Annotated in this window: 14 protein-coding genes; 9 read left to right on the forward strand and 5 right to left on the reverse strand. The window is 66.9% G+C overall.

From position 1 onward, the window contains the following. Positions 1-45: 45 nt before the first annotated feature. The 5 genes from PKD89_RS13555 to PKD89_RS13575 all read left to right on the forward strand — a co-directional run bounded on the left by PKD89_RS13555 (position 46) and on the right by PKD89_RS13575 (position 7,926). Entirely contained in the window at positions 46-774 is a 729-nt protein-coding gene (locus tag PKD89_RS13555) for a phosphoadenylyl-sulfate reductase (RefSeq protein WP_287390935.1), read from the forward strand. Beyond that, the gene (locus PKD89_RS13560; RefSeq protein WP_289012589.1) at positions 771-2,591 is read left to right on the forward strand and encodes a sulfite reductase; all 1,821 of its coding nucleotides are present in this window, start codon (positions 771-773) and stop codon (positions 2,589-2,591) included. The genes PKD89_RS13555 and PKD89_RS13560 overlap by 4 nt, the downstream gene beginning before the upstream one ends. After that, positions 2,588-3,532, forward strand: coding sequence for a uroporphyrinogen-III C-methyltransferase (cobA, locus tag PKD89_RS13565; RefSeq protein ID WP_324332496.1), 945 nt, complete (start codon positions 2,588-2,590; stop codon positions 3,530-3,532). Before PKD89_RS13560 ends, cobA begins: the two co-directional genes overlap by 4 nt. A gap of 849 nt (positions 3,533-4,381) precedes the next feature. Beyond that, positions 4,382-5,830, forward strand: coding sequence for a hypothetical protein (locus PKD89_RS13570; protein WP_289012591.1), 1,449 nt, complete (start codon positions 4,382-4,384; stop codon positions 5,828-5,830). Between the two features lie 248 nt (positions 5,831-6,078). Beyond that, on the forward strand, positions 6,079-7,926 hold the full coding sequence (locus PKD89_RS13575) for a DUF6311 domain-containing protein (RefSeq protein WP_287390938.1): 1,848 nt from the start codon (positions 6,079-6,081) through the stop codon (positions 7,924-7,926). A gap of 41 nt (positions 7,927-7,967) precedes the next feature. On the opposite strand, the gene PKD89_RS13580 is transcribed toward PKD89_RS13575, so the two are convergent. From PKD89_RS13580 to PKD89_RS13600, 5 genes are all read right to left on the reverse strand, one after another. Continuing rightward, on the reverse strand, positions 7,968-8,996 hold the full coding sequence (locus tag PKD89_RS13580; RefSeq protein ID WP_289012592.1) for a hypothetical protein: 1,029 nt from the start codon (positions 8,994-8,996) through the stop codon (positions 7,968-7,970). 125 nt (positions 8,997-9,121) lie between these two features. Further along, positions 9,122-10,696, reverse strand: coding sequence for a glycosyltransferase family 39 protein (locus tag PKD89_RS13585; protein ID WP_289012593.1), 1,575 nt, complete (start codon positions 10,694-10,696; stop codon positions 9,122-9,124). Next, a complete protein-coding gene (locus tag PKD89_RS13590) occupies positions 10,689-11,690 on the reverse strand; it encodes a hypothetical protein (RefSeq protein ID WP_324332497.1) in 1,002 nt (333 codons plus the stop codon). Before PKD89_RS13590 ends, PKD89_RS13585 begins: the two co-directional genes overlap by 8 nt. A 129-nt stretch (positions 11,691-11,819) precedes the next feature. Continuing rightward, entirely contained in the window at positions 11,820-13,211 is a 1,392-nt protein-coding gene (locus PKD89_RS13595; RefSeq protein ID WP_289010447.1) for a glycosyltransferase family 4 protein, read from the reverse strand. Further along, complete coding sequence (locus tag PKD89_RS13600) at positions 13,208-15,793, reverse strand: glycosyltransferase family 4 protein (RefSeq protein WP_289010448.1); 2,586 nt, start codon at positions 15,791-15,793, stop codon at positions 13,208-13,210. The genes PKD89_RS13595 and PKD89_RS13600 overlap by 4 nt, the downstream gene beginning before the upstream one ends. A 438-nt stretch (positions 15,794-16,231) precedes the next feature. On the opposite strand from PKD89_RS13600, the gene PKD89_RS13605 reads away from it, so the two are divergent. From PKD89_RS13605 to fusA, 4 genes are all read left to right on the forward strand, one after another. Beyond that, complete coding sequence (locus tag PKD89_RS13605) at positions 16,232-16,972, forward strand: TetR/AcrR family transcriptional regulator (RefSeq protein ID WP_287376772.1); 741 nt, start codon at positions 16,232-16,234, stop codon at positions 16,970-16,972. Positions 16,973-17,220: 248 nt separating this feature from the next. After that, positions 17,221-17,592 carry a 30S ribosomal protein S12 gene (gene rpsL / locus PKD89_RS13610; protein ID WP_287376775.1) on the forward strand — a complete coding sequence of 124 codons (372 nt, stop codon included), beginning with the start codon at positions 17,221-17,223 and terminating at the stop codon, positions 17,590-17,592. A gap of 1 nt (position 17,593) precedes the next feature. Then, positions 17,594-18,064, forward strand: a complete 471-nt coding sequence (gene rpsG / locus PKD89_RS13615) for a 30S ribosomal protein S7 (RefSeq protein WP_287390950.1) — start codon at positions 17,594-17,596, stop codon at positions 18,062-18,064. Between the two features lie 176 nt (positions 18,065-18,240). After that, a complete protein-coding gene (gene fusA / locus PKD89_RS13620) occupies positions 18,241-20,337 on the forward strand; it encodes an elongation factor G (protein ID WP_289010449.1) in 2,097 nt (698 codons plus the stop codon). Positions 20,338-20,488 lie beyond the last annotated feature (151 nt).

The raw sequence follows: 20,488 nt of genomic DNA on the forward strand, positions 1-20,488 counted from the left end.
CGACAAAGTTGACCTAGTTAGTCGAGTTTGATGAACTGCACCGCCATGACCTCCCACTCCCCACCGTCCGAGGACCCGATCGAGGTGCTCCGCTGGGCGAACGGCCGCTTCGGCGATCGGCTCGTCGTCACCGCCAGCTTCGGCGACGCCACCCTGGTGCACCTGGTTGCCTCGACGATCCCCGAGGCCGACGTGGTGCTGCTCGACACCGGCTACCTGTTCGCCGAGACCGACTGGTACGCCGACGACCTGCGCCGCCGCTACGGGCTGAACCTGCGCACCATCCACCCGCTGCCAGGCACCGATCGCGACGTGTGGCGCAGCGACACCAACGCCTGCTGCGCGGCGCGCAAGGTGGAGCCGCTCAACCGGGCGCTGCTCGGCAAAAGCGCCTGGGTCACCGGGCTGCGGCGCAGCGATGGGCCGTCTCGGGCCGGTGCCCCGGTCGTGGCGAGCGACGCCGCCCGCAACGTGACGAAGATCAACCCGATCGCCGCCTGGACCGACGACGACGTGGCCGCCTACGGGGCGGCCAACGACCTGCCGGCGCACCCGCTGGCCGACCGGGGCTATGCCTCGATCGGCTGCTGGCCCTGCACGGTGCCGGTCGCCGAGGGCGACGACGCGCGCGCCGGCCGGTGGGCCGGCGACGTCAAGACCGAGTGCGGTCTGCACCTGGCCCAACCGGCGTTGGTCGGGGCGGCCGTGACCCTGACCGGCAGCGGAATCACCCCCAACGACGCCGAACTGACGAATCGAAGGAGTGGCCGATGAGCGCCGAGGAGATCAAGGTCGCCAGCGACTACCTGCGAGGCGGGCTGGCCGCCGACCTGGAAGCGGGCGGCGACGCGTTCGCCGGCGACAGCCCCATGCTGTTGAAGTTCCACGGCATCTACCAACAGGACGATCGCGACGTGCGCCGCCAGCGCACCCAGGCCAAACAACCGTTGGCCCACGGCTGCATGGTGCGGGCGTCGGTGCCCGGGGGCGTGATCAGCGCCGAAGGCTGGGCGGCGTTGGACGCCCTCGCCGACATCGGTGACGGCACGCTGCGGCTGACCACTCGTCAGGGCGTGCAGTACCACCTGGTGCCCAAGGGAAACCTGGTCGATCTGGTGAGCGAGATCAACGCCGCCGGGCTGACCACCCTGGGGGCGTGCGGCGACGTGGTGCGCAACGTGATGGCCTGCCCGCTGCCCGACCCCGCCCGCGCCGCGGTGCTGGCCCCGACGGTCGCAGCACTCGTCGGCCGGTTCCGGGCCCGCACCGCCGCCTACTGGGAGCTGTTCGTCAACGGCGACCGTGCCGCGTCCGCCACCTCGGCGCCGCGTCCGGGGGATGTTGGGCCCGGCGAGGACCCCGACCGTCCGGTCGAGCCGATCTATGGCGAGGCCTATCTGCCCCGCAAGTTCAAGATCGGTCTGGCCTGGCCCGGTGACGACTGCGTGGACATCCACAGCCACGATGTCGGGCTGGTGCCCACCCTTACCGGGGGTACGAACGGTGCGCTGACCGGGTTCACCGTGCTCGCCGGCGGCGGGATGGGCATGAGCCACGCCCGACCCGACGACACCTATCCGATGGTCGCCCAACCGCTGGCTTGGGTGCCGCCCGAGCAGGTGGTCGACCTGGTGGCCGCCGTCGTTGACACCCAGCGTGTACACGGCAACCGTGAAGACCGCAGCCGTGCCCGGCTGAAGTACCTGCTCGAGGAGCGCGGCATCGACTGGCTGCGCACCCAGGTGGAGGAGCGTCTGGGCGCCGCCCTGGCCCCACCGGACGAGCTACTCCCGTGGACCACCCACGCCCACCTGGGTTGGCACGACGCCGACGGGCGACCGGAGCCACACCTGGATGCCGGGGTCGATCCCCTCGCCGCACCGGCCGACGGTGCGGTGCCGGTGCTGCTGACCCCCACGCGCGCCGCCGCCGATGCGGCGGGCACGCTGGCGGTGCCGATCCCGTCGGGACGCCTCGACGAGGCGCGGCGCCGGACGATCAACGGCGTTGTCGCCGAGGGCCTGGTGTCCGAGCTGCGGGTCCCCCCCCGCCAGGACCTGCTGTTGTGCGGCGTGAGGGACCGGTCGAGGGTGACCGAGCTGTTGCGGGCGGGAGACCTTCCCCTCGCCGCCGATCAGGCACCGGTGCGCAACCTGGCGATCGCCTGCCCGGCGCTGCCCACTTGCGGCCAGGCGCTGGGCGAGTCCGAGCGGGTGCTGCCCGACCTGGTGGCCTCGCTGGAGAAGCTGCTGGCCGACACCGGCAACGCCGGGCTGCCGCTGAGGCTGAACATGACCGGGTGCCCCAACGGCTGCGCCCGGCCCTACTCGGCCGAGCTGGGCGTCGTCGGCCGGAGCAAGCGCACCTATGACGTGTACGTGGGCGGCGCCAGCGGTCGCCTGGCGTCGCTGCTGCGGCCCGACGTCCTGCTCGCCGACATCGTCGACGTGTTGCGGCCGGTGCTGGAGCGGTTCGCCGACCTGGCCGACCCGGACACCAACTTCGGCGACTGGGCCGACGCGGTGGGGGTTGAGGCGATGCAGCCCTGGCTGCCGGAAGCGAAGTCCCGGCGAAGGAAGGTGGCGTCGTGAGCGCCGTCGAGCCGGGCGCCGAGCGGCCCGACAGGTCGGCGGTGAGCGCCGAGCACCCGACGCAGGCCATGGTGCCGGTGGTGCCGGTGGTGCTGGTCGGCGGCGGGCCTGGCGACCCGGACCTGTTGACCCTTCGGGCCGCCCGGGAGTTGGCCGAGGCCGACGTGGTCGTTCACGACGCCCTGGTCGGCGCCGGGGTGCTGGCGCTGATCCCGGAGGGCGTCGAACGTATCGATGTCGGCAAGCGCCCGGGCCGGGCCACGCCCCAGGAGATGATCTCGGCCATGTTGGTGCACCTGGCGCGGCAGGGTCGCCGGGTGGTGCGCCTGAAGGGCGGCGATCCGTTCGTGTTCGGCCGCGGCGGGGAGGAGGCGCTCGAGTTGCAGCGCGCCGGCATCCCCGTTGAGGTTGTACCGGGGATCTCGTCGTCGGTCGCCGCTCCGGCCGCAGCCGGCATCCCGGTGACCCACCGGGGCGTCTCGGCCGGCTACAGCGTCGTCACCGGCCATCGGCGTCCCGGGGAGCCGGATGTCGACTGGCGTGCGTTGGCACGGGTGGGCAGCACGATCGCCATCCTCATGGGTGTGGCCCACCGGGGCGAGATCTCAGCCGAGCTGCAGGCGGGCGGCCCGGCACCCGCCACGCCGGTGGCGGGGAGCCAGTCGGCGACTACCGGACGGGAGGGCGCCACCCGCGGCACCCTGGACGCCCTCGGCGACGCTGCGGTGGCCTCCCCGGCGGTGATCGTCGTCGGCGCGGTGGCCGCCTTTGATGTCGTCAGGGGGATAGGGCCCGGCGAGACCCGTTTAGGGGACGACCAGGCACCACTGGGTGGTCATCGTCATCAGCACCAGCCCGACGGCGCACACCACTACGCAGCCGGCGATGAAGATGGTGACGGAGGTCAGGTTGACGCCCTCGGACAATTCGCCGCCGAGTAAAAGATGTGGTCGTCCGGCGTCGCAGTCGCCTGGGCCGGCGGGAATGGAGGTCATCGGTCGTCCCGAGGTCGAGTGTGCCGTCGTAGATCGCATGGTTGATCGGTCCGTGTCCAATGCTCTGGCGGCGGACTTTCGGCGGGCTATTGGGCGCACAGGGCGGCGTGGCGACCGGTGGGTGGCCCTTGCCAACCACCTCGTTCGTCAGGTCGCGGAGCTAGCCTTCACCGGCGAGGAGCGCGGGCCTTGAGGCGGGCGCCGACGGGTCGCTGACGGCGTCACCTGCCGCTGACGGTCGGTAGGCGTGACAGTCACTGTTGCGGGACGCCTGGCCAGAGATCGTGGACCGGCGACGTCTGAGCTCTCAAGCAACCTCGACGGCCGGAATAGCCCGTCCCTGAAAAGCAGTCATGGAGGTGGTTGCGTTCGTCGCGGCGACGCTTCGGTCCATTCCGCTCAGCGCCTCGGCTTTGCTGGCCCACCTCGTAGACCCGGGTGAGACCGCTCGGCCGGTCGGTCGGCGCACCGGCGCACCGGCGGACCCCACGTGGGTTAACGTTGTGAGCGTCATGCAGTACGCGAGAGCGAGTGCGTCCGTTGGGTGAGGTGTGAATCATCGGTCAAATGTCCAGATATGTTGGTCGTTTCGTTAGACGGTACTTACCCTATTTGGTCGGTTTATCAGTCCTCCTTCCGTTTGTAGTTGCCTCAATACGGATTCTCTCGTGGGATGACGGGTCGCCAATGGGGGATTGGGCGGCTTTAGACCTGGATGTCAGATCCGGCTTGGCGGTCCTCGGAAGCTACTCTCAATATGGTTTTCGCCACCCCGGTCCCCTCTACATCTGGTGGATGAACTGGCCGCGCTTTGTAGCTAACGGCAGTTCGGCGTACGTCTTTGGGGCTACCGTGTTATCGGCCACATTCGTCTGTGCGGGAGTTTGGGTTGCTTGGAGGAGCTGGGGGAGGAGGATAGGAATCGTTGTTGCAACGTGCTTCATTCTGCTCGTTTCCACGACCGGATGGGGCTACGTCACATCCCCTTGGAACCCCATGGTGGGGGTTTTGGGCGTCCCGCTGCTGGTTGTCGTCGCTGCCGCTGCATGGGATGGTGATGTCTTGGCGTCGGCAGTGTCCGTCGCTGTGGCGTCACTTCTCGTCCAATCACACGTCGGCAACGCTGGCGTCTGCCTGGCAATTCTGGTTGCCTTGGCAGTGGGCCAGTGGCGGCGAGTAGAGGCTCGACCTGACCTCTTGAAAGCGTGGGGAACTGCTGCCGGCACCGCTGTGGTCCTGTGGATGGTCCCTGGGCTTCAGCAGCTCACCTCAGGGCGCGACGGGAACATGTGGAGGATCGTCCAGTTCAGCCGCAATAGCACGATCCCGAGGACGGGGCTTGGTGACGCTTTGCAGGCTGGGATGCGAGCCTTCCGTCCCCGGCCGGCTTGGCTTGGCGCCTCCAACGTTTATGAGGGGGTGACGGATCACGGTCGCCCGTTGTGGCTGCTGGCCCCGGTGGCGGTGGCCATTCTGATGCTCTGGGGTCACCGCGGTGGAAGCTCTGGTCGGGCGACCGTTGTGGGCGAAGGGGATGAGCCTACGGGCGAACGGGTGGCGAGACGACTGTTGGGGATCGCAACCGTTGGATGGGCAGCCGCCATTGTGATGCTCGGCCTAGGGCGCGGCCCTGTTCGAGTCTACTATGCCGTTCATATCGAAAGTCTGGCAGCGGTGATCTGCGTGTCTTCGCTCTCGTATCTTGCGCTTCGGGGCCTGAGAGCCTGGCGCGATCGCCGTGATTCTTCAACACTAGACCCCAAGTCCTCGAGCATCGGCGGGTTGCTCCCGGTTGTCGCGCTGGCCGGAGTCGTGGCTTTCGCTTCCTTGACGACCAGGTCCCTCCAACCACAGCACGAGGGATCTGACTATTTCCTGGAATCCGTTGATGCTGTAAAGACATCGGTTGCCACTTCGTCGGGGTCAGACGGACGAGTGGTCATTTCGCAAGCGTCGCCCGAAGGCGTCTCCAACGAGGAGTTCTCGTTCGCCATGGGGTTTATCGCTGCACTCAACCGATCAGGTGTGAACGTCGCTGCTGGGCACGATATCGATTCGGAATCGGGTGACTCGACCGGCTCGGGGTTGCAGTTGGCCGTGCCACCGTCACTCTGGGTTGACGCCCCCCGGGCGGGAGACCTCGCCGTCGCGCTCTTCTCCGGGAAGGAGAGCGAGCTTCCAGAAGCGTGGCAGGTCATCTCGAGTCTTCCGAACGGAACATTGGTGGCTGTCCGTCCAGGATGATCCCGCGTCATGCCATTAACCTCAGGGAATCGACATACTTGGCAGCGACATCGAACTCAGCGGCAACTCGCGGTTTGCTGATGTGAGGGTGGCTCAACATTCCACGGCCGCTTCTCGGGCCACCTGCCCATGGGTATCTGCAATTGTGGAGCCCGCGCCGGAAGTGAAATCTAGAGCTGATGAAACCAGGTTAACCAATGACGTCTAAAAGCAAACCAGCCATGAATTTAGAGACTAATCCTCGAAAGATGTCAAGGCACTCCGAGTGGTCCCAGTTCAGAGCTGACCGTTGGACACTCGACGTCGTCATCGGGGCAGCCGTCGGGATAGTCGTCGGGTTAGCGGCTCTTGGCCCAGCTCGGCTGTTTGGCGAAACATCTCTCACACGAGCTATCAGTGGGGATGCGGGTAGTAGTTTCGCGGGGTTGCGGTTCTTTGTCAATGATGGGTGGCATTTCCCTCTGCTGGAAACGTCGAATCTGACCTCGGTGGCGGGAGATCATGCGAACATAGCGTTGACGGATGGCATTCCGCTGTTGGCAATCATCGCGAAGACGTTCAAATTTCTGGGAATTTCCACAGAGACCTGGATTGGCCTTTGGTACTACGGCTGCTTTCTCGCTCAGGGCATAGCGGCTGGCATATGTGCTCGTGTCTTCTCCGTTTCAAGTAGGTGGACTACCTTTGCTTTTGCGGTGTTTGCCGTAACTGCTCCCGTCCTGCTCCTCCGCATTTGGCACCCAGGCCTGTTGGGTCAATTCACCATTCTTCTCATTTGGGCTGCTATTGGCAACCTCTGGCGAAACCCCAGCATGAAGTCTGCATTGTGGGGAATACCCGTCCTCATTCTCTCTCTTTCGGTGCACCCCTACTTTTTCGCCATGAACTCGTTCATGTTTGGAGCGGCAATCTGGTCGTGTCTTTTCGAAGGATCGCTTGTCTGGAAGCAGGTTCTGGTGTGGCTTGGTTCTTTCGGTAGTGTCGCCCTCCTGTTCATGGTCGTGATGGGTTACCTCCAAAGCGGGGTTGTGCCCCCCGGCGGGTATGGCGAGTTGGGGGTCCACTTGCTCGGTCCGATCTGGCCGCAGTGGTCCACCCTCTGGCCCGGCGATGAATGGCTTCTATTAAATCGACAAGGCTCATTCGAGGGGGTTAACTACTTGGGGGCCGGAGTTGTGGTGGCCCTGTTCGCGGCAACCCTGCTTAGAATAAGGGCGATCTTCGAATTCATCCTGAAACGACAAGTTTTCGTTGTCGCGCTTGTATTAGTAACGCTGTTTGCGGTCACTCATGTGGTGCACACGTGGAACAGCCAACCGTTCCTTATCCTGGGTGAGGACCGAAGTAGAGTTCCTCCCACTTCCATACTGCTCGTCGTAGGACTGGGCGCCATTTTGGTGGGTCTTTTGTTTGTCCGTGAGGTTCTCGTAACCAAGCGATTGGCCGTACTGCGCCCAGCTACTCTTGCTGTTCTTGTGTTCGGGGCGGGAGTCTGCGTCATGCTGGTGATCGCGCCCCGCTCTGCTTCAGGTATTATTCAACAATTTCGTGCTTCCGGCAGGTTTTTTTGGATCGTCGGCTACGGTTTGAGCTTGGGCTCGCTTGTTTGGCTAGATCGGTGGTTTGCCGAGCGGGTCGCGCCTCGGCGTGATCACTGGAGGGCCATGCTGGCGACGACCATGGCTCTTCTTGCTCTTCTGCAGTTTGTTGACACCTCAAGGTACCGCTCTTTTGTTCCTGAAATGCTTGGAAGTGATGACGAAAGGGTTGCCAACATTGACTTGTTGGCGTCGCAGATGTCGGGCTTTGACCAGGTCAGGATTGCGCCAGCCTATTACTGCACAGATTCCCCCGAGGCTTTGATGAGTTTTCAGGATGCTGTCATTGCCGCATCGCTGGCGGATACACCGATCAATGGCTACTACGGCGGTCGAGCGGACGAAGGCGAGGCTTGCGCAACAACTGTAGATCTTGGAGGTGGGGGGCGCGTTCTGGCAGCGGTGGTTAGCCCGTTAGATCCAACGTTGTCCGGTGTTGTTCCTCCCGGTTTCACCTGCCGGAGTTTCACGGACGAGATGTCAATCTGCTCTGAGTAGGAACCCGTTCCGGCCCGGCGGGCGCAGTTGGCGGGCGGAGCCTACGGCACCACGAGGCTCCACTGCGCAGCCAGGGTCATGGCCACCAAACCAGAAGTAGAGATGGCCAATGCTCCGGCGTAGACCCAACGACGATCGAGCCAGGCACATAGGCCGATGATGAGAGGCGTGGTCACCATGCCGTAGCGGCCGATCGAGTCGATGTTGTTGGCCGACAGCGCCACGACGAGCGAGACAATGCCAAACGCCCTCAGTGATGCTGGCAAAGTTACCCTCCACATGCCGGCTGCCCCCGCCAACAGCAGTAGGGCGAATATCAGGTTAACGCCATCTGACAGGTTGCCGCCTAAGGCCTCACCTGGAAGCTGGGCCACAGCCCGAACCGGATCAAGAAACCCCCCGCGGATTTGGCGTTGAACTGAGAAGGGTAGTCCCCAGTCACCGGAGGCCACGCCGACCCAAGTGAACACTCCGATCAGCCCGATCACCGGTGCGGCGATGGCGGCAAGCATTGCCGTTCTGCTGCGCGCCGTAGTTCCTGGCCAAGCCCGCCACAGTTCAATACCCACCGGGACCACCAGTAGTACCCCCGTGGGACGAACCACCGAAGCGGCGAGCCCCAGCGCGGTAACCCATCTCCAACGGTGGCCGAGCAGAGAGATCAGTGCGGCGGCTATAAGCAGGAGCGCTAGGCCTTCGCTATAGGGCAGCACCAGTGCCATTGCGGCCGGAAAGATGCCAGTCAATACGATTACTCGGCGTGCTAGCGCATCGTCGTTGGTAGTCCGCTTCGTAAGTTCTCCGGCCAAGGCGATGCCCCCGAGGGCAGTCAGCCAATTGACCATAAACAAGGCAACAAGGGAGCCGAAGAGGATGGCCAGTGGCTCGGCGGTCAGGGGGTAACCGGGGAAGAACCGGTAGCCTTCAGGCGAGACACCATCCCACCCCAGGGTGAGCATCCGCTCGTACCACAGCGCATCCCACGCTCTCCAGCGTAGGTCCATCCCGAGGGGGACCGCTTTTGGCACGAAGGTAGCCAAGCGGGGTGACAATAGGATGCTGATCAGCACGATAAGACGGCCGGCGGCCCATGTGCCGAGAATGGTCAGCCACCACCTGGTGGCGTCGATGGTTCCGCAGGTGTTCCACCGAGCTCCCGAAAGCGCGGTTGGGGCTGGAAGTCCTCGCCGGTCAGTCATGGTACGAGTAGCACCAGGCTCATGTGCTCGAAGGCATCTTTGCCGGTGGAGACGAGCAGGTCACGTTGCTCGTGGCCGTTCGACAGAGCCCGAAGGAAGGCCGGGCATGCAGTGACGTGTGTGGCGTAGGTGTCGGCGGAGCCCAACACCACCGGCCGGCCGTCGGCCAACCGCCACACCTCGGCGGCGACCGCGGTGGGGTCGGCGTCGTCGACCCGGGCTTCGTAGTCGACCCAGTCGATGAACCTCGGGTCGGAGCCTGGGTCCGGGAAGGAGACCACCTGTTGTCCGTCGTCGAGCTCGCGGCTGAGCGCCACCGACAGCTGGTCGGGGCAGGTGACGACCAGCGCGTCGGGCGCCTCGGCCTCGATCACGTCGGCGGCGACTCCCGAGATGGAGCGGGGCATCGAGATCTCGAGGGCCACGCCGACCAGCGAGCCGGCGAACACGACCGCGGCGAGGGCGCCGCGCAGTCGCGGTGGGCAGCTGGCCAGGCCCCAGCCGATCAGCACGACCGCGATCGGGTAGATCACCGCCGCATATCGGCTGACGAACGTGGCACCGCCGACCATCGCTGCCGTCGAGCCGATCAGCAGGGTGGCGGCCGCCAGGCCGAGCGCCCACAGGGCGCCGTGGCGCACCGGGCCGGCGAGCATGAGCGCCCACTTGTCGCCGTTGCGGGTGTGCCCGACCAGGGCGACAACGACGAGGAGTACCAGGGCATAGGTCATCAGCTGGGGTTCGGCGGAGGCGCGTCCGGCGAACTCGATGATCGTGATCACCACGGCGGTCGTCGGCCGTTCCACCCCGCCCCAGGGGGTTCCGGTGCGTTGGGACTGGAACAACAGGGTGGGCACCCAGGGAAGGAAGCTGACCCCGGCGATGCCCAGCGCCCCGCCGGTGAACAACAGCTCGGGCAACGCCCGGGCTTCGGCGCGGTTGAGCCACCAGCGCAGCAGCGTGGCCAAACCGACCGCGGCGAGCAGCCACATCGACCAGTAGTGGGTCCATAACAGGGCGCTGGCGATCAGAGCGAGGGCGACAGCGTCCGGCCAATGCGGCTCGGTCCAGAGCCGTTCGAGGAACCACCACCCGGCGAGCACCAACACCATCATCAGCACATACATGCGGGTTTCGGTGCCGTAGCGGACGCCGTAGGGCAACACGGCCCATACGGCCACCGACCACAGTGCCACCCGGGTGCCGCCCGCACGGCGGGCCACGATCCAGACGAGGGGGAAGGCGGCGAAGGACAAGAACACCGACAGCGCTCGCACCGCAGCGGTCGAGGTGCCGGCCAGGTTGGTCCACAGGTGCAACAGGGCGTAGTAGAGCGGTGGATGGCCGTCCTGTTTGAGCGCAGCGCCCAGCTCGTCGAACGGGACGCGGGCGATGTTGACCGACAGCGCCTCGTCCAGCCACAAGGGCCCTCGGGGCCACAGGCGGGCGATGAGCCCGATCGTCACCATCGACAGCGCCAGGAACAATTCCCATCGGGGAAGGTCGGCGAGGGAGCGTGAGCGGGCCGTAGCGTCGGTGTCGGCCGGGGTCAGGTCAGTGGGCTCAGCCATGGCGGAGGTCCTCGCTTACGTCTTCGTCGCGGCCCGCCGCAGCCAGGTCGCTCCAGGTGCGAAAGCGTTTGGCCAGCCGGAGCCCGGCGAGTGCGGTGCGCTTCGACGCGCTCCCCGTCCATGGCGTGACCAGGCCGTCGGGAACCCGCAGGTCGACCATCGTGCGTTCCAGTTCGTGCCAGCGGCGCGCTTTTTCGAAGGCTGTCGCCGCCGCAGCCGCCGGGTTGGCCGGTGCAACTTCGGGGAGTCCTTCGAACAGCCCGCCGGGCTGGTAATGCTGCGGGTAGAAGTTCTCGAAGTCGTAGCGGGGCGCCCGGTAGTCGCGGGTCCATTCCCACGGGAACTGCGGCCAGCACAGGGTGCGGTGCGGTTCGGCTTCGTGGTAGTCGCCCGGGTGGCGGCCACGCCCCCAGTTGAGCGGCAGCGACCATTCGTCCACCAGCCAACCGGCCGGGTGCCCGGCCGCTGCGGCCGCCTGCGACAGCGCGGCCCAGGAGTCGAAGGCCTCCAGCCAATGCTCGCGGACGATCATCTGAGGAAGGTGGGCGCCGTACCCGAGGTGGGGACAGTCCCATTGGGCCAGCGCCAGCCAGGTGTTGAGCTGGATGCCGTCGTAGCTGGTGTTGAGACGCCGCCAACGGGCCAGGTCGTGGCTGACGTAGTGGCGCAACTTGCCCGACCGCAGCCAGAAGTCCGCTGGGACGAGCCCGAGGGGTCGGTAGTCGTCGTCGGAGAGCAGAAACCGATCGGCGGTTGGGCCCCGGCGCACCGCCAGGTCGCGCAGCATCGTGACGTCGTCGTGGTCGGCGGCAGCGGCCTCCCGCCGCTCGGCCGCGGTGAGCAACTCGGACTCGATCAGGTCGGTCACGCCGTCGATGCCGGTCGGGGCCGGGGTGATGACCAGGATCTCGAGCTCCTCGGCTACCGCGGTGCGCAACGACTCGACGGTGACGGCGAGTACCTCGGGGCGGTTGGAGAGATACAGGACCTGCACGTCAGAGCTGCGATCTCGAAGGTATGGCCGGGGGGTCGTACACAGCTGACCTCTGGGTCGGGGTGGGCTCCGCAACCAGACGGATGCGGCTTGCGATGCTACCGGCTGTACCGCCGGCCGAGGGTCAACTCAGGACGGGGGAGCGGGGCGGGTGAGCAGCTCGACCAGTTCGTCCCGGGCCGCACTCCACGTGGGCAGTGCCCCAGCGGCGCGTCGGGCCTCGGCCCGTCGTGTCCGGAGATAGTCCTCGTCGGCGAGGTGGCGCACCAGCGCGTCGGCCCAGGCCTCCGAATCATCGGCCGCCAACCTCAGGGGCACGTCGCCGCCCACCTCGCCGAGCGCACCGCCGTTCGTCGTCACGACCGGAACCCCGAGAGCGAGCGCCTCCAGCACCGGCAGGCCGAACCCCTCTGCATGGCTGGGCATCGCCGCGACCGTCGCACCCCCGAGCAGGGTGCGCATCGTCTCGTCGTCCGCGTGGGCAAACCAAAACAGTTGGCTGCCGAGCAGGGGGTGGCGTTCGATACGTCGCACCAGCGCCTCGGTGTTCCACCCGATCCGCCCGACGAACACCAGGCCCAGGCCCGGCGTCCGCTGTGACCACAGATCGAAGGCGTCGAGCAGCACCTGGTGGTTCTTCCTCGGCTCCAGCGTGGACACACAGATGACGTAGCCGTCGAGGCGCCGTTCGGATGCTCCTGCCGTTTGCAGTTGAGGAGGGAGGCCGGGCCGGGCGCCCGTCGGCGTCGGACCTTGCGGGGCGACGGGCTCGTCACGGCCCGCACCTCCATCCCCGCTCAGGTGCACCACCCCCGAGACACCGGGATCGGGCAGTCCCATTCCTCGACGTCGATCGAGGGCCCGTTGCAGCGTCCAGTCGGAGTTGCCCACGATCAGCGCGTCGAAGCGCAGGTGGGCGTCGGCCCACGGTGGGAACAGCTCCCGCGTGCCCCGGTCGGACCACTCAGGGTGGTCGATCGGGAACAGGTCGTGGAACAGCACGGCCGTGCGGACGCCGGCCGCCGACAGCGCCGGCAGCAGGTCCCGACGATCGAGCGGGTTGTGCCAGGCGGCGTCGAGGTCGAGGAACGTGCCGTCGTCGATGCTCACCGTCAGGCCGGCATGGGCGTCGACCGGGTGGGGTGGACGGCGCCGCCGGCGCATCGCCTCGTTGAGCCGCCGTAGCAGCGGCCGGTCGGCCACCCGGCGGGCGACGGGTCGGATGCGCTGGGGGAGTCGGTCCACCCGTCGGTCCGGGGGAGGGGCGTCATCGCTGAAGCGTCGTCGCTCGTCGTCGTCGAGGCGCAGAAATGCGGCGCACTCCGGACACCAGCGGATCAGGCGGAGGTCGAGGCGCGGGTCCCGGTCCGCCAAGGGGGCAAGCAGGTTCTTGGAGGCGCGCTGGACGCCGGTCGTACCCGAGCTGGCGACGGTGTTGGTGACGTCGGCCCACACGATCGGTCGGAGCGTGGGCGGTCGGCGGGCTGGCGATGCATCGGTGGGATCCCCGGGGGAGTTCATCGTCGGTCCTCCACGAATGGCGTCGGTGCCTGCCCGGCGGCCCGATCGGCAGGTGGGCGGGCCAAGGCCAGCGTCACCTCGGCCATGCGCCGACCGAGCGACGACCAGTCGAGGTGTGCTTCGGCGTAGGCGCGGGCCGCCCGGGCCCGTGTCGGTGCGTCCGGATCGGCGAACAAGGCGTCGAGGGCGGCGCCCAGGCCCCTCGGGGGGGCGAGCAGGGCGAACCGCTCCGGGTCGGCGACGCCACGGGCGCCGAATGGCGAGGTGATCACCGGGACCCCGGCCGCGAAGTAGTCGATCAGCTTCAGGTTGGACCCCGAGCCCTCCTCGACCGGGTTGAGCGCTACGTCGGCACCGGCCAGGTAGTCAGCCAGCACCTCGTTCTCGACGCGACCCAAGGCAACGATGTGGTCGGGAAGACGGCCACCGAGCAGTTCCGAGTGGCGGCCGATCAGGGCGACCGCCACATCGTTGCGATGGCGGACGGCGTCGACGATGCGCTGGGCGGCGTCGACGTTGGGCGGATGGCCGGAGCCGACGAACACCGCCAGGCGGCGTCGAGGCCGGAGGCCGGGCCCGACCGCCGCAGGCGGCCCGCCCAGTCCGAGCTGTCCGATGAGGCGGTCCCCGAGAGCGCTGCGCTCGGCCCCATCGGTGAAGGGCGAGCCGATGACGGAGGCACCGTTGGCGATGACGTGCAGCGCGTCCGCGTCGACGCCGTCGACGCGGCGAAACAGCGCTGCGTCCTGAGCGGTGGTCGTCACGACCGCAGCCGCCAGATCGAGCGCCAGCCGTTCGGCGTCGGCGGCCTCCCGAGCCAGCCACCGCCCACCGCGTGTGCCTCCCAGGAGTGAGGCCTTCATCGTCGCCTCGTGGTTGTGGGCATCGAGGACGACCGGCAGGTGGCGGGGAGCCAGCGCCGCCAACGCACTCGCCAGATAGGGCTGGACCAACACGGCGACAGCGGCGTCGGCCAACTCGGCCCGGACCGACGCCGTGAACTCGGGGGTTGCCGACCACAACAGCGACGCAGCGATGTCGGTGATGGCGTGGGTGGTGGAGACGAGCCGCATGCGGTGCTCGGCCTCGCTCTGGCGGGGGGAGATGGCGACGGTCTCCTCGTCGAATCCGGGTGCCAGGCGACGTCGGCCCGCCCGGTCGGCATCGGTGGTGAGCGACACCACCAACACCTGCGCCCCGGCGTCGGCCAGGCCGGCGAGCAGGTGGAACGCCCGCAGCTCTCCGCCCTGGCGGCGCTCGCCGATCGGGTAGGTGCTGAGCGCCACGACCGACGGACCTTGGCCAGCTTGCTGGACCGGCCCGGGGGCGCCGGCCACCCGACGCTTTCGAGGCGGATCGACGAGCGCCTCGATGGTGCGCTCCCACGACAGTGCGGTTGATGAGATGCGGGCGGCCTCACCCATCCGCTCGACCAGCCCGTCGGTGCCCGCAATCGAGTCGAGCGCATCGCCGAGGTCGTTCGCCCGGGGCGCGACGACCATCCCGTTCGCCGGGCCGTCGGCTTCATGGGACGCACCGGTGGCGCCCGAATCGTTCAGCAGCTCCAACGCGCCTCCCGCGTCGGTGGTGGCGATGACGCCCCGCCCGGCGGTGAGCGCCTCGAGCGTGACCAGGCCGTAGTCCTCGCGATCGGAGGTGAAACACAGCACGTCGGCCCAGCCGTAGGCCTCAGCGAGGGCCCGGTCATCGAGTCCGCCGAGCAGTTCGATTCGCTCGTCGTCGGCCGTCAGCTCGGCCAGACGATCAGCATCGGGACCAGTGCCGACGATGCGCAGACGGGCCGGGCGCGTCATGGCCTTCACGCCGGCGATCGCCAGGTCGTGGCGCTTGGCCCGTTCCAGCCGGCCGACGCTGAGCACGCGCAGCGGCGCCCCCGGTGTGCGCTCGGGGGGAGCGAGGCCGGCGAGGACGGCCGCCCAGTCGGTGTCGAGCGGGGGATGGACCACCAGCGGGCGGATTCCGGGTGGGAACCAGGCGGGCCGGGTGGCCACCTCGGCGCTGATGGCGGCGTGCGAACGCACCCGCGAGGCGGCGAGGAGGTGGTGGTCGAGCCCCTGCACCAGCGCTCGCGCCGTCGGCGAGGGGATCGCCAGGTCGGGGTGGTCGGGTCCGAGCCGCTCGGCGGCCCGGGCGAGACGGTCGGCGATCTCGAGGATCACGCCGGATGCGGAGGCGCGGGCGGCCAAGCGCCCGGGGAGTTCGAGCGCAGCGGCCAGGTCCGGGTCGACTCGCCGGCCGGGCCCGGCAGGCAGGTGCGTCGGATAGCGGTCGTACAGCCCGCGCAGCGGGTGCAACATCCACAACCGGTGGTTGGGGTGATCGACCGCCCACGCCGGGTACTTGCCGGTGATCACTTGGTCAAAATGTGCGAGATCCCATTCGGCGAAGGCGGCGTAACCGGTGACGAGTTGGGTGAGCGTGCGTTCCCTTACCGGTGTCTTGAGCAGCTCGGTGGGGGTTCCTTGGCGTCGGAGTTCTACCGCTAGGCCGTTCCAGAGCCGTTCGGCGCCGCCCTCGCGAAACGGGACGGGGCTCGGTGCCACGATGGCGAGATTTTTCACGAATCCGACCGTTCGATCATTTCGGATTGATTGAACGTGGTGGACAATTGAGTGGATCGGTGCTTAGATTCATCGGTAGGTGGTCGTCCGATCGACCTGCGTTCGGTTGGATCGACGAAGGGGCCGACGTGTGAGGTTCGTGAGTGAGATATCTCGTTCGATGACATGGGAATATCCACAGCGTCTCGTACGATCTCGTCGAGATAGTTCTCAACCGAACCCGACCGACGTCGTGCAGCAAGACGAGCCGCAGCGCGACGCAGCGCCCGGAGCGCAACCGCCCACCGGGATGCACTCGTGGTTGCTCGGTGGCGAAAACGGGTACCAGGCGTCATCGGATGTCAATCCTACGGGCGATCACATCCCTGCCCGACCAATCCGGCGAATGGGATCAACCACAACACAACGGCCTTCAAGCCACCCAATTGGAGTACGACCATGACCCAAACCTTGACCACAGCGCCCACCGGGCGGGCGGCGAACCGTCAGCGCAAGCGCCAGGAGTACATCGACACCGCCATCCGCATCGTTCTCAACGGCGGGCTGGAGGCGTTGACGATGCAGGCCCTCGCACGTGAGATGGGTGCTGCGGTCGGCACGGCGTACACGTACTTCGCATCCAAGTCTGCATTGGTCGCCGAGCTGCAGGTGCTGGCGATCGGACGTTTGACGTCCACCTATGCCGATGCCGCCCCGCGCTGGCAGGGCGAGATGGGTCGCCTCGACGCCAAGGGTAAGGCCGAGGCCGGCCTGACCACCTTCGTCGAGTTCGTGGTTCGGGCCCCCGGATCCCTGCGCGACGACTTCTTTCTCCAGCTGCTCCTGCTGACCGACGGCGGGCGTTCCATCCTCCCCGAGGATCAGGCCACCGTGCTGGAGGCCGCAGGTCAGTGGGCCACCCTTGTCCGGGAACTCATCGACGAAGCCGTCGAAGCGGGCGTGCTGAACAAGGTCGACGCCGATCGGCGTCCGGCCAAGTTTGTCGCCATGTTGAACGGCGCCTCGCTCTTCACCAACCTGCCCGACGGCGCCATCTCAGACCTGCCCGGCCTGACCCGCTCGTTGATGATCGACCTGCTGTGCGCCTGGGGCGCCGACCGCAAGCGCATCACCCGCAGTGCGTCGAAGGCCGAAGCCGCCGCAGATCAGCTGGAGCTGGCAGCGCCCGCCCTCGCCTGAACGTCGGGGAGACGAGGCATCTGAGTGGATGGCCGGGAAGGGCACCGACCCGATCCCACCCGGCGCCCTGCCCGGGTGGGCTTTGCCCGCTCGGGCACTGCTCGCTAGGGTGGTCAGCCCTTCTGCGCGCAGGCTCGCGTGCGCCGCTTCGGCGGGCTTCCTCCCGGGGCCCTGCGCCGGCGGCTCGCCTGTGTCGCTGCCGTCCGCTACGCCCCCACATCCGTACTACATCCACGAAGAGGTCACACGTGCCCACCATCCAACAGCTGGTCAGAAATGGCCGTTCTACCAAGCGCAAGACGAACACCACGCCTGCGTTGAAGGGCGCCCCCCAGCGTCGTGGGGTGTGCACCCGCGTGTACACCGTCACCCCCAAGAAGCCGAACTCGGCGCTGCGCAAGGTGGCCCGTGTGCGGTTGTCATCCGGCATGGAGGTGACCGCCTACATTCCCGGCGAGGGTCACAACCTGCAGGAGCACAGCATCGTCCTGGTCCGCGGGGGCCGGGTGCGCGACCTGCCCGGCGTTCGCTACAAGATCGTGCGGGGCACCCTCGACACCGCCGGCGTGCGCGATCGTCGCCAGGCCCGTAGCCGCTACGGCGCCAAGAAGGAGAGCTGAGATGCCCCGTAAAGGACCTGCGACCCGTCGCGAGCTCTCTCCGGACCCGGTGTACGACTCGCTTCTCGTTACCCAGTTCGTCAACAAGGTCCTTCGCCAGGGTAAGCGCTCGTTGGCAGAGAAGATCGTGTACGACGCCCTCACCATGATCGAGGAGAAGACGGGTTCGGAGCCTGTCGGCACCCTCAAGCGGGCGATCGACAACGTCAAGCCGGCCCTCGAGGTTCGTAGTCGCCGTGTCGGTGGCGCCACCTACCAGGTCCCCGTCGAGGTCAGCCCCCGCCGGTCGAACACGCTGGCGATCCGCTGGCTGGTCGGCTACTCCCGCCAGCGCCGGGAGCGCTCGATGGCCGAACGCCTGGCCAACGAGCTGCTCGACGCCTCCAACGGCATCGGAGCCTCGGTCAAGCGCCGTGACGATCTCCACAAGATGGCCGAATCCAACAAGGCATTCGCCCACTACCGCTGGTAGCGCCTCGGCAACGGTCGCAGTTCCAGAAGTTGTCGACGGCTCGGGCTGAACTGCCCGAGCCTCGGCCGTTTGACCAGCCGACCCGTTGCCAACACATCCGTCTCGATCACGCAGACATCCCCAACCACCGACGACACCCCACCGAAACGCAGCAGACGCAGGAACCGAGTTAGATCATGTCAGACCTTCCCCTCGAACGAACCCGCAACATCGGCATCATGGCCCACATCGATGCCGGCAAGACGACCACGACCGAGCGGATCCTCTATTACACGGGCAAGAGCTACAAGATCGGCGAGGTGCACGACGGTGCCGCCACGATGGACTGGATGGTCCAGGAGCAGGAGCGGGGCATCACGATCACCTCGGCTGCCACCACCGCCCATTGGACCGACACGGTCAACAAGGTCGACCACCGCGTCCAGATCATCGATACCCCCGGACACGTGGACTTCACCGTCGAGGTCGAGCGTTCGCTGCGGGTGCTCGACGGCGCCGTTGCCGTGTTCGATGGGGTGGCCGGCGTGGAGCCGCAGACCGAGACGGTGTGGCGTCAGGCCGATAAATACCACGTGCCGCGCATGTGCTTCATCAACAAGATGGACCGCACCGGCGCCGACTTCTTCGGCGCCCTCAAGTCGATCAAGGAGCGGCTGAACGCCAAGGTGGCGGTGATCCAGCTGCCGATCGGCGCCGAGGCCGAGTACGCGGGCATCGTCGACCTGGTCACGATGCAGGCGTGGGTCTGGAACGGCGAGGAGCTGGGCGCCTCCTGGGAGGTCACCGACATCCCCGCCGACATGGTGGAGCTGGCCGACGAATACCGCCAGGAACTCATCGACGTGCTCTCCGAGTCCGACGAGACGGTGATGGAGAAGTTCATCAACGAGGAGGAGCTCAGCCCCGTTGAGATTCGAGCCGCCCTGCGCGATGCCACCCTCAACCACGGTGTTGTGCCCGTGCTCAACGGCACCGCCTTCAAGAACAAGGGTGTGCAGCCGTTGCTCGACGCGGTCTGCTTCTATATGCCCAGCCCGCTCGATCTTCCGCCGGTGGACGGCACCGACCGCAAGGGCGAGCCGATCACCCGGGCACCCGAGGACGACGCGCCCTTCAGCGCCCTCGCCTTCAAGATCATGACTGCCGACCATGTCGGCAAGCTGACCTACTTCCGGGTGTACTCCGGCAAGATCACCAAGGGTGATCAGGTGCTGAACACCAGGAGCGGCAACAAGGAGCGCATGGGTCGTCTCCTCGAGATGCACGCCAAGGACCAGATCGAACAGGATTGGGTCGGCCCCGGCGACATCGTCGCTGCGATCGGCATGAAGGACACCCGCACGGGCGACACCCTGTGCGCCCCGTCCGACTTCATCCAGCTGGAGTCGCTCGAGTTCCCCGACCCCGTGATCCACGTGGCCGTCGAGCCCAAGACCAAGGCCGACCAGGACAAGATGTCCAAGGCCCTCGTGTCACTGGCCGAAGAGGATCCCACCTTCCAGGTGCGCACCGACGAGGAGACCGCCGAGACGATCATCGCCGGCATGGGCGAACTGCACCTCGAGGTCATCGTCGACCGCATGCTGCGGGAGTTCAAGGTGGACGCCACGGTCGGCAAGCCGCAGGTGGCCTATCGCGAGACCCTCACCCAAGAGGTGATCAAGCACACCTACCTGCACAAGAAGCAGACCGGTGGCTCCGGCCAGTACGCCAAGATCGTCATCAACGTCATCCCAACCGGCCCCGGTGGCGGATTCAGCTTCGACGACAACATCACGGGCGGTCGTATTCCCAAGGAGTACATCCCCTCGGTCGGCCACGGCGTCGAGGAGGCCCTCACCTCCGGCGTCCTCGCCGGTTTCCCCATGGTCGACGTCAAGGTCGAACTCACCGACGGCGACTACCACGACGTCGACTCGTCGGAGATGGCGTTCAAGATCGCCGGAACGATGGCCTTCAAGGAGGCCGCCCGGAAGGCGAAGCCCACACTGCTCGAGCCGATCATGAAGGTCGAGGTCGTGACGCCCGAGGACTACATGGGCGACGTCATCGGCGACCTCAACAGCCGGCGCGGCAAGGTCGGCAAGATGGAACAGCGCGGCGCCAACCAGGTGATCGACGCCGAGGTGCCGCTGTCGGAGATGTTCGGGTATTCGACCGACCTCCGCTCGAAGACCCAGGGCCGAGCCAACTACACGATGCACTTCGGTAGTTACCAGGCCACCCCGCGATCGATCCAGGAAGAGATCGTCGCTCGGGTCACCGGCCGCTGACGGCCGCCCCCGGCACGGGCGTCCCGCCCTCGCCACTACCCTTATCCCTGCGCACCACCCCCCACCCACGATCTACCCACAACAAGGAGCAACCTGATGGCCAAGGAGAAGTTCGAGCGGAACAAGCCTCATATGAACGTGGGGACGATGG

The organism is Candidatus Neomicrothrix sp. (assembly GCF_035329545.1).
Classification (GTDB): Bacteria; Actinomycetota; Acidimicrobiia; order Acidimicrobiales; family Microtrichaceae; genus Microthrix; species Microthrix subdominans.

Bases quoted from the DNA above. Each gene is read 5' to 3' on its own strand.
- PKD89_RS13555 (WP_287390935.1), top strand. From the start codon at position 46: ATGACCTCCCACTCCCCACCGTCCGAGGACCCGATCGAGGTGCTCCGC.
- PKD89_RS13560 (WP_289012589.1), top strand. From the start codon at position 771: ATGAGCGCCGAGGAGATCAAGGTCGCCAGCGACTACCTGCGAGGCGGG.
- PKD89_RS13570 (WP_289012591.1), top strand. From the start codon at position 4,382: ATGAACTGGCCGCGCTTTGTAGCTAACGGCAGTTCGGCGTACGTCTTT.
- PKD89_RS13575 (WP_287390938.1), top strand. From the start codon at position 6,079: ATGTCAAGGCACTCCGAGTGGTCCCAGTTCAGAGCTGACCGTTGGACA.
- PKD89_RS13585 (WP_289012593.1), bottom strand. From the start codon at position 10,696: ATGGCTGAGCCCACTGACCTGACCCCGGCCGACACCGACGCTACGGCC.
- PKD89_RS13595 (WP_289010447.1), bottom strand. From the start codon at position 13,211: ATGAACTCCCCCGGGGATCCCACCGATGCATCGCCAGCCCGCCGACCG.
- PKD89_RS13605 (WP_287376772.1), top strand. From the start codon at position 16,232: ATGACCCAAACCTTGACCACAGCGCCCACCGGGCGGGCGGCGAACCGT.
- rpsG (WP_287390950.1), top strand. From the start codon at position 17,594: ATGCCCCGTAAAGGACCTGCGACCCGTCGCGAGCTCTCTCCGGACCCG.
- fusA (WP_289010449.1), top strand. From the start codon at position 18,241: ATGTCAGACCTTCCCCTCGAACGAACCCGCAACATCGGCATCATGGCC.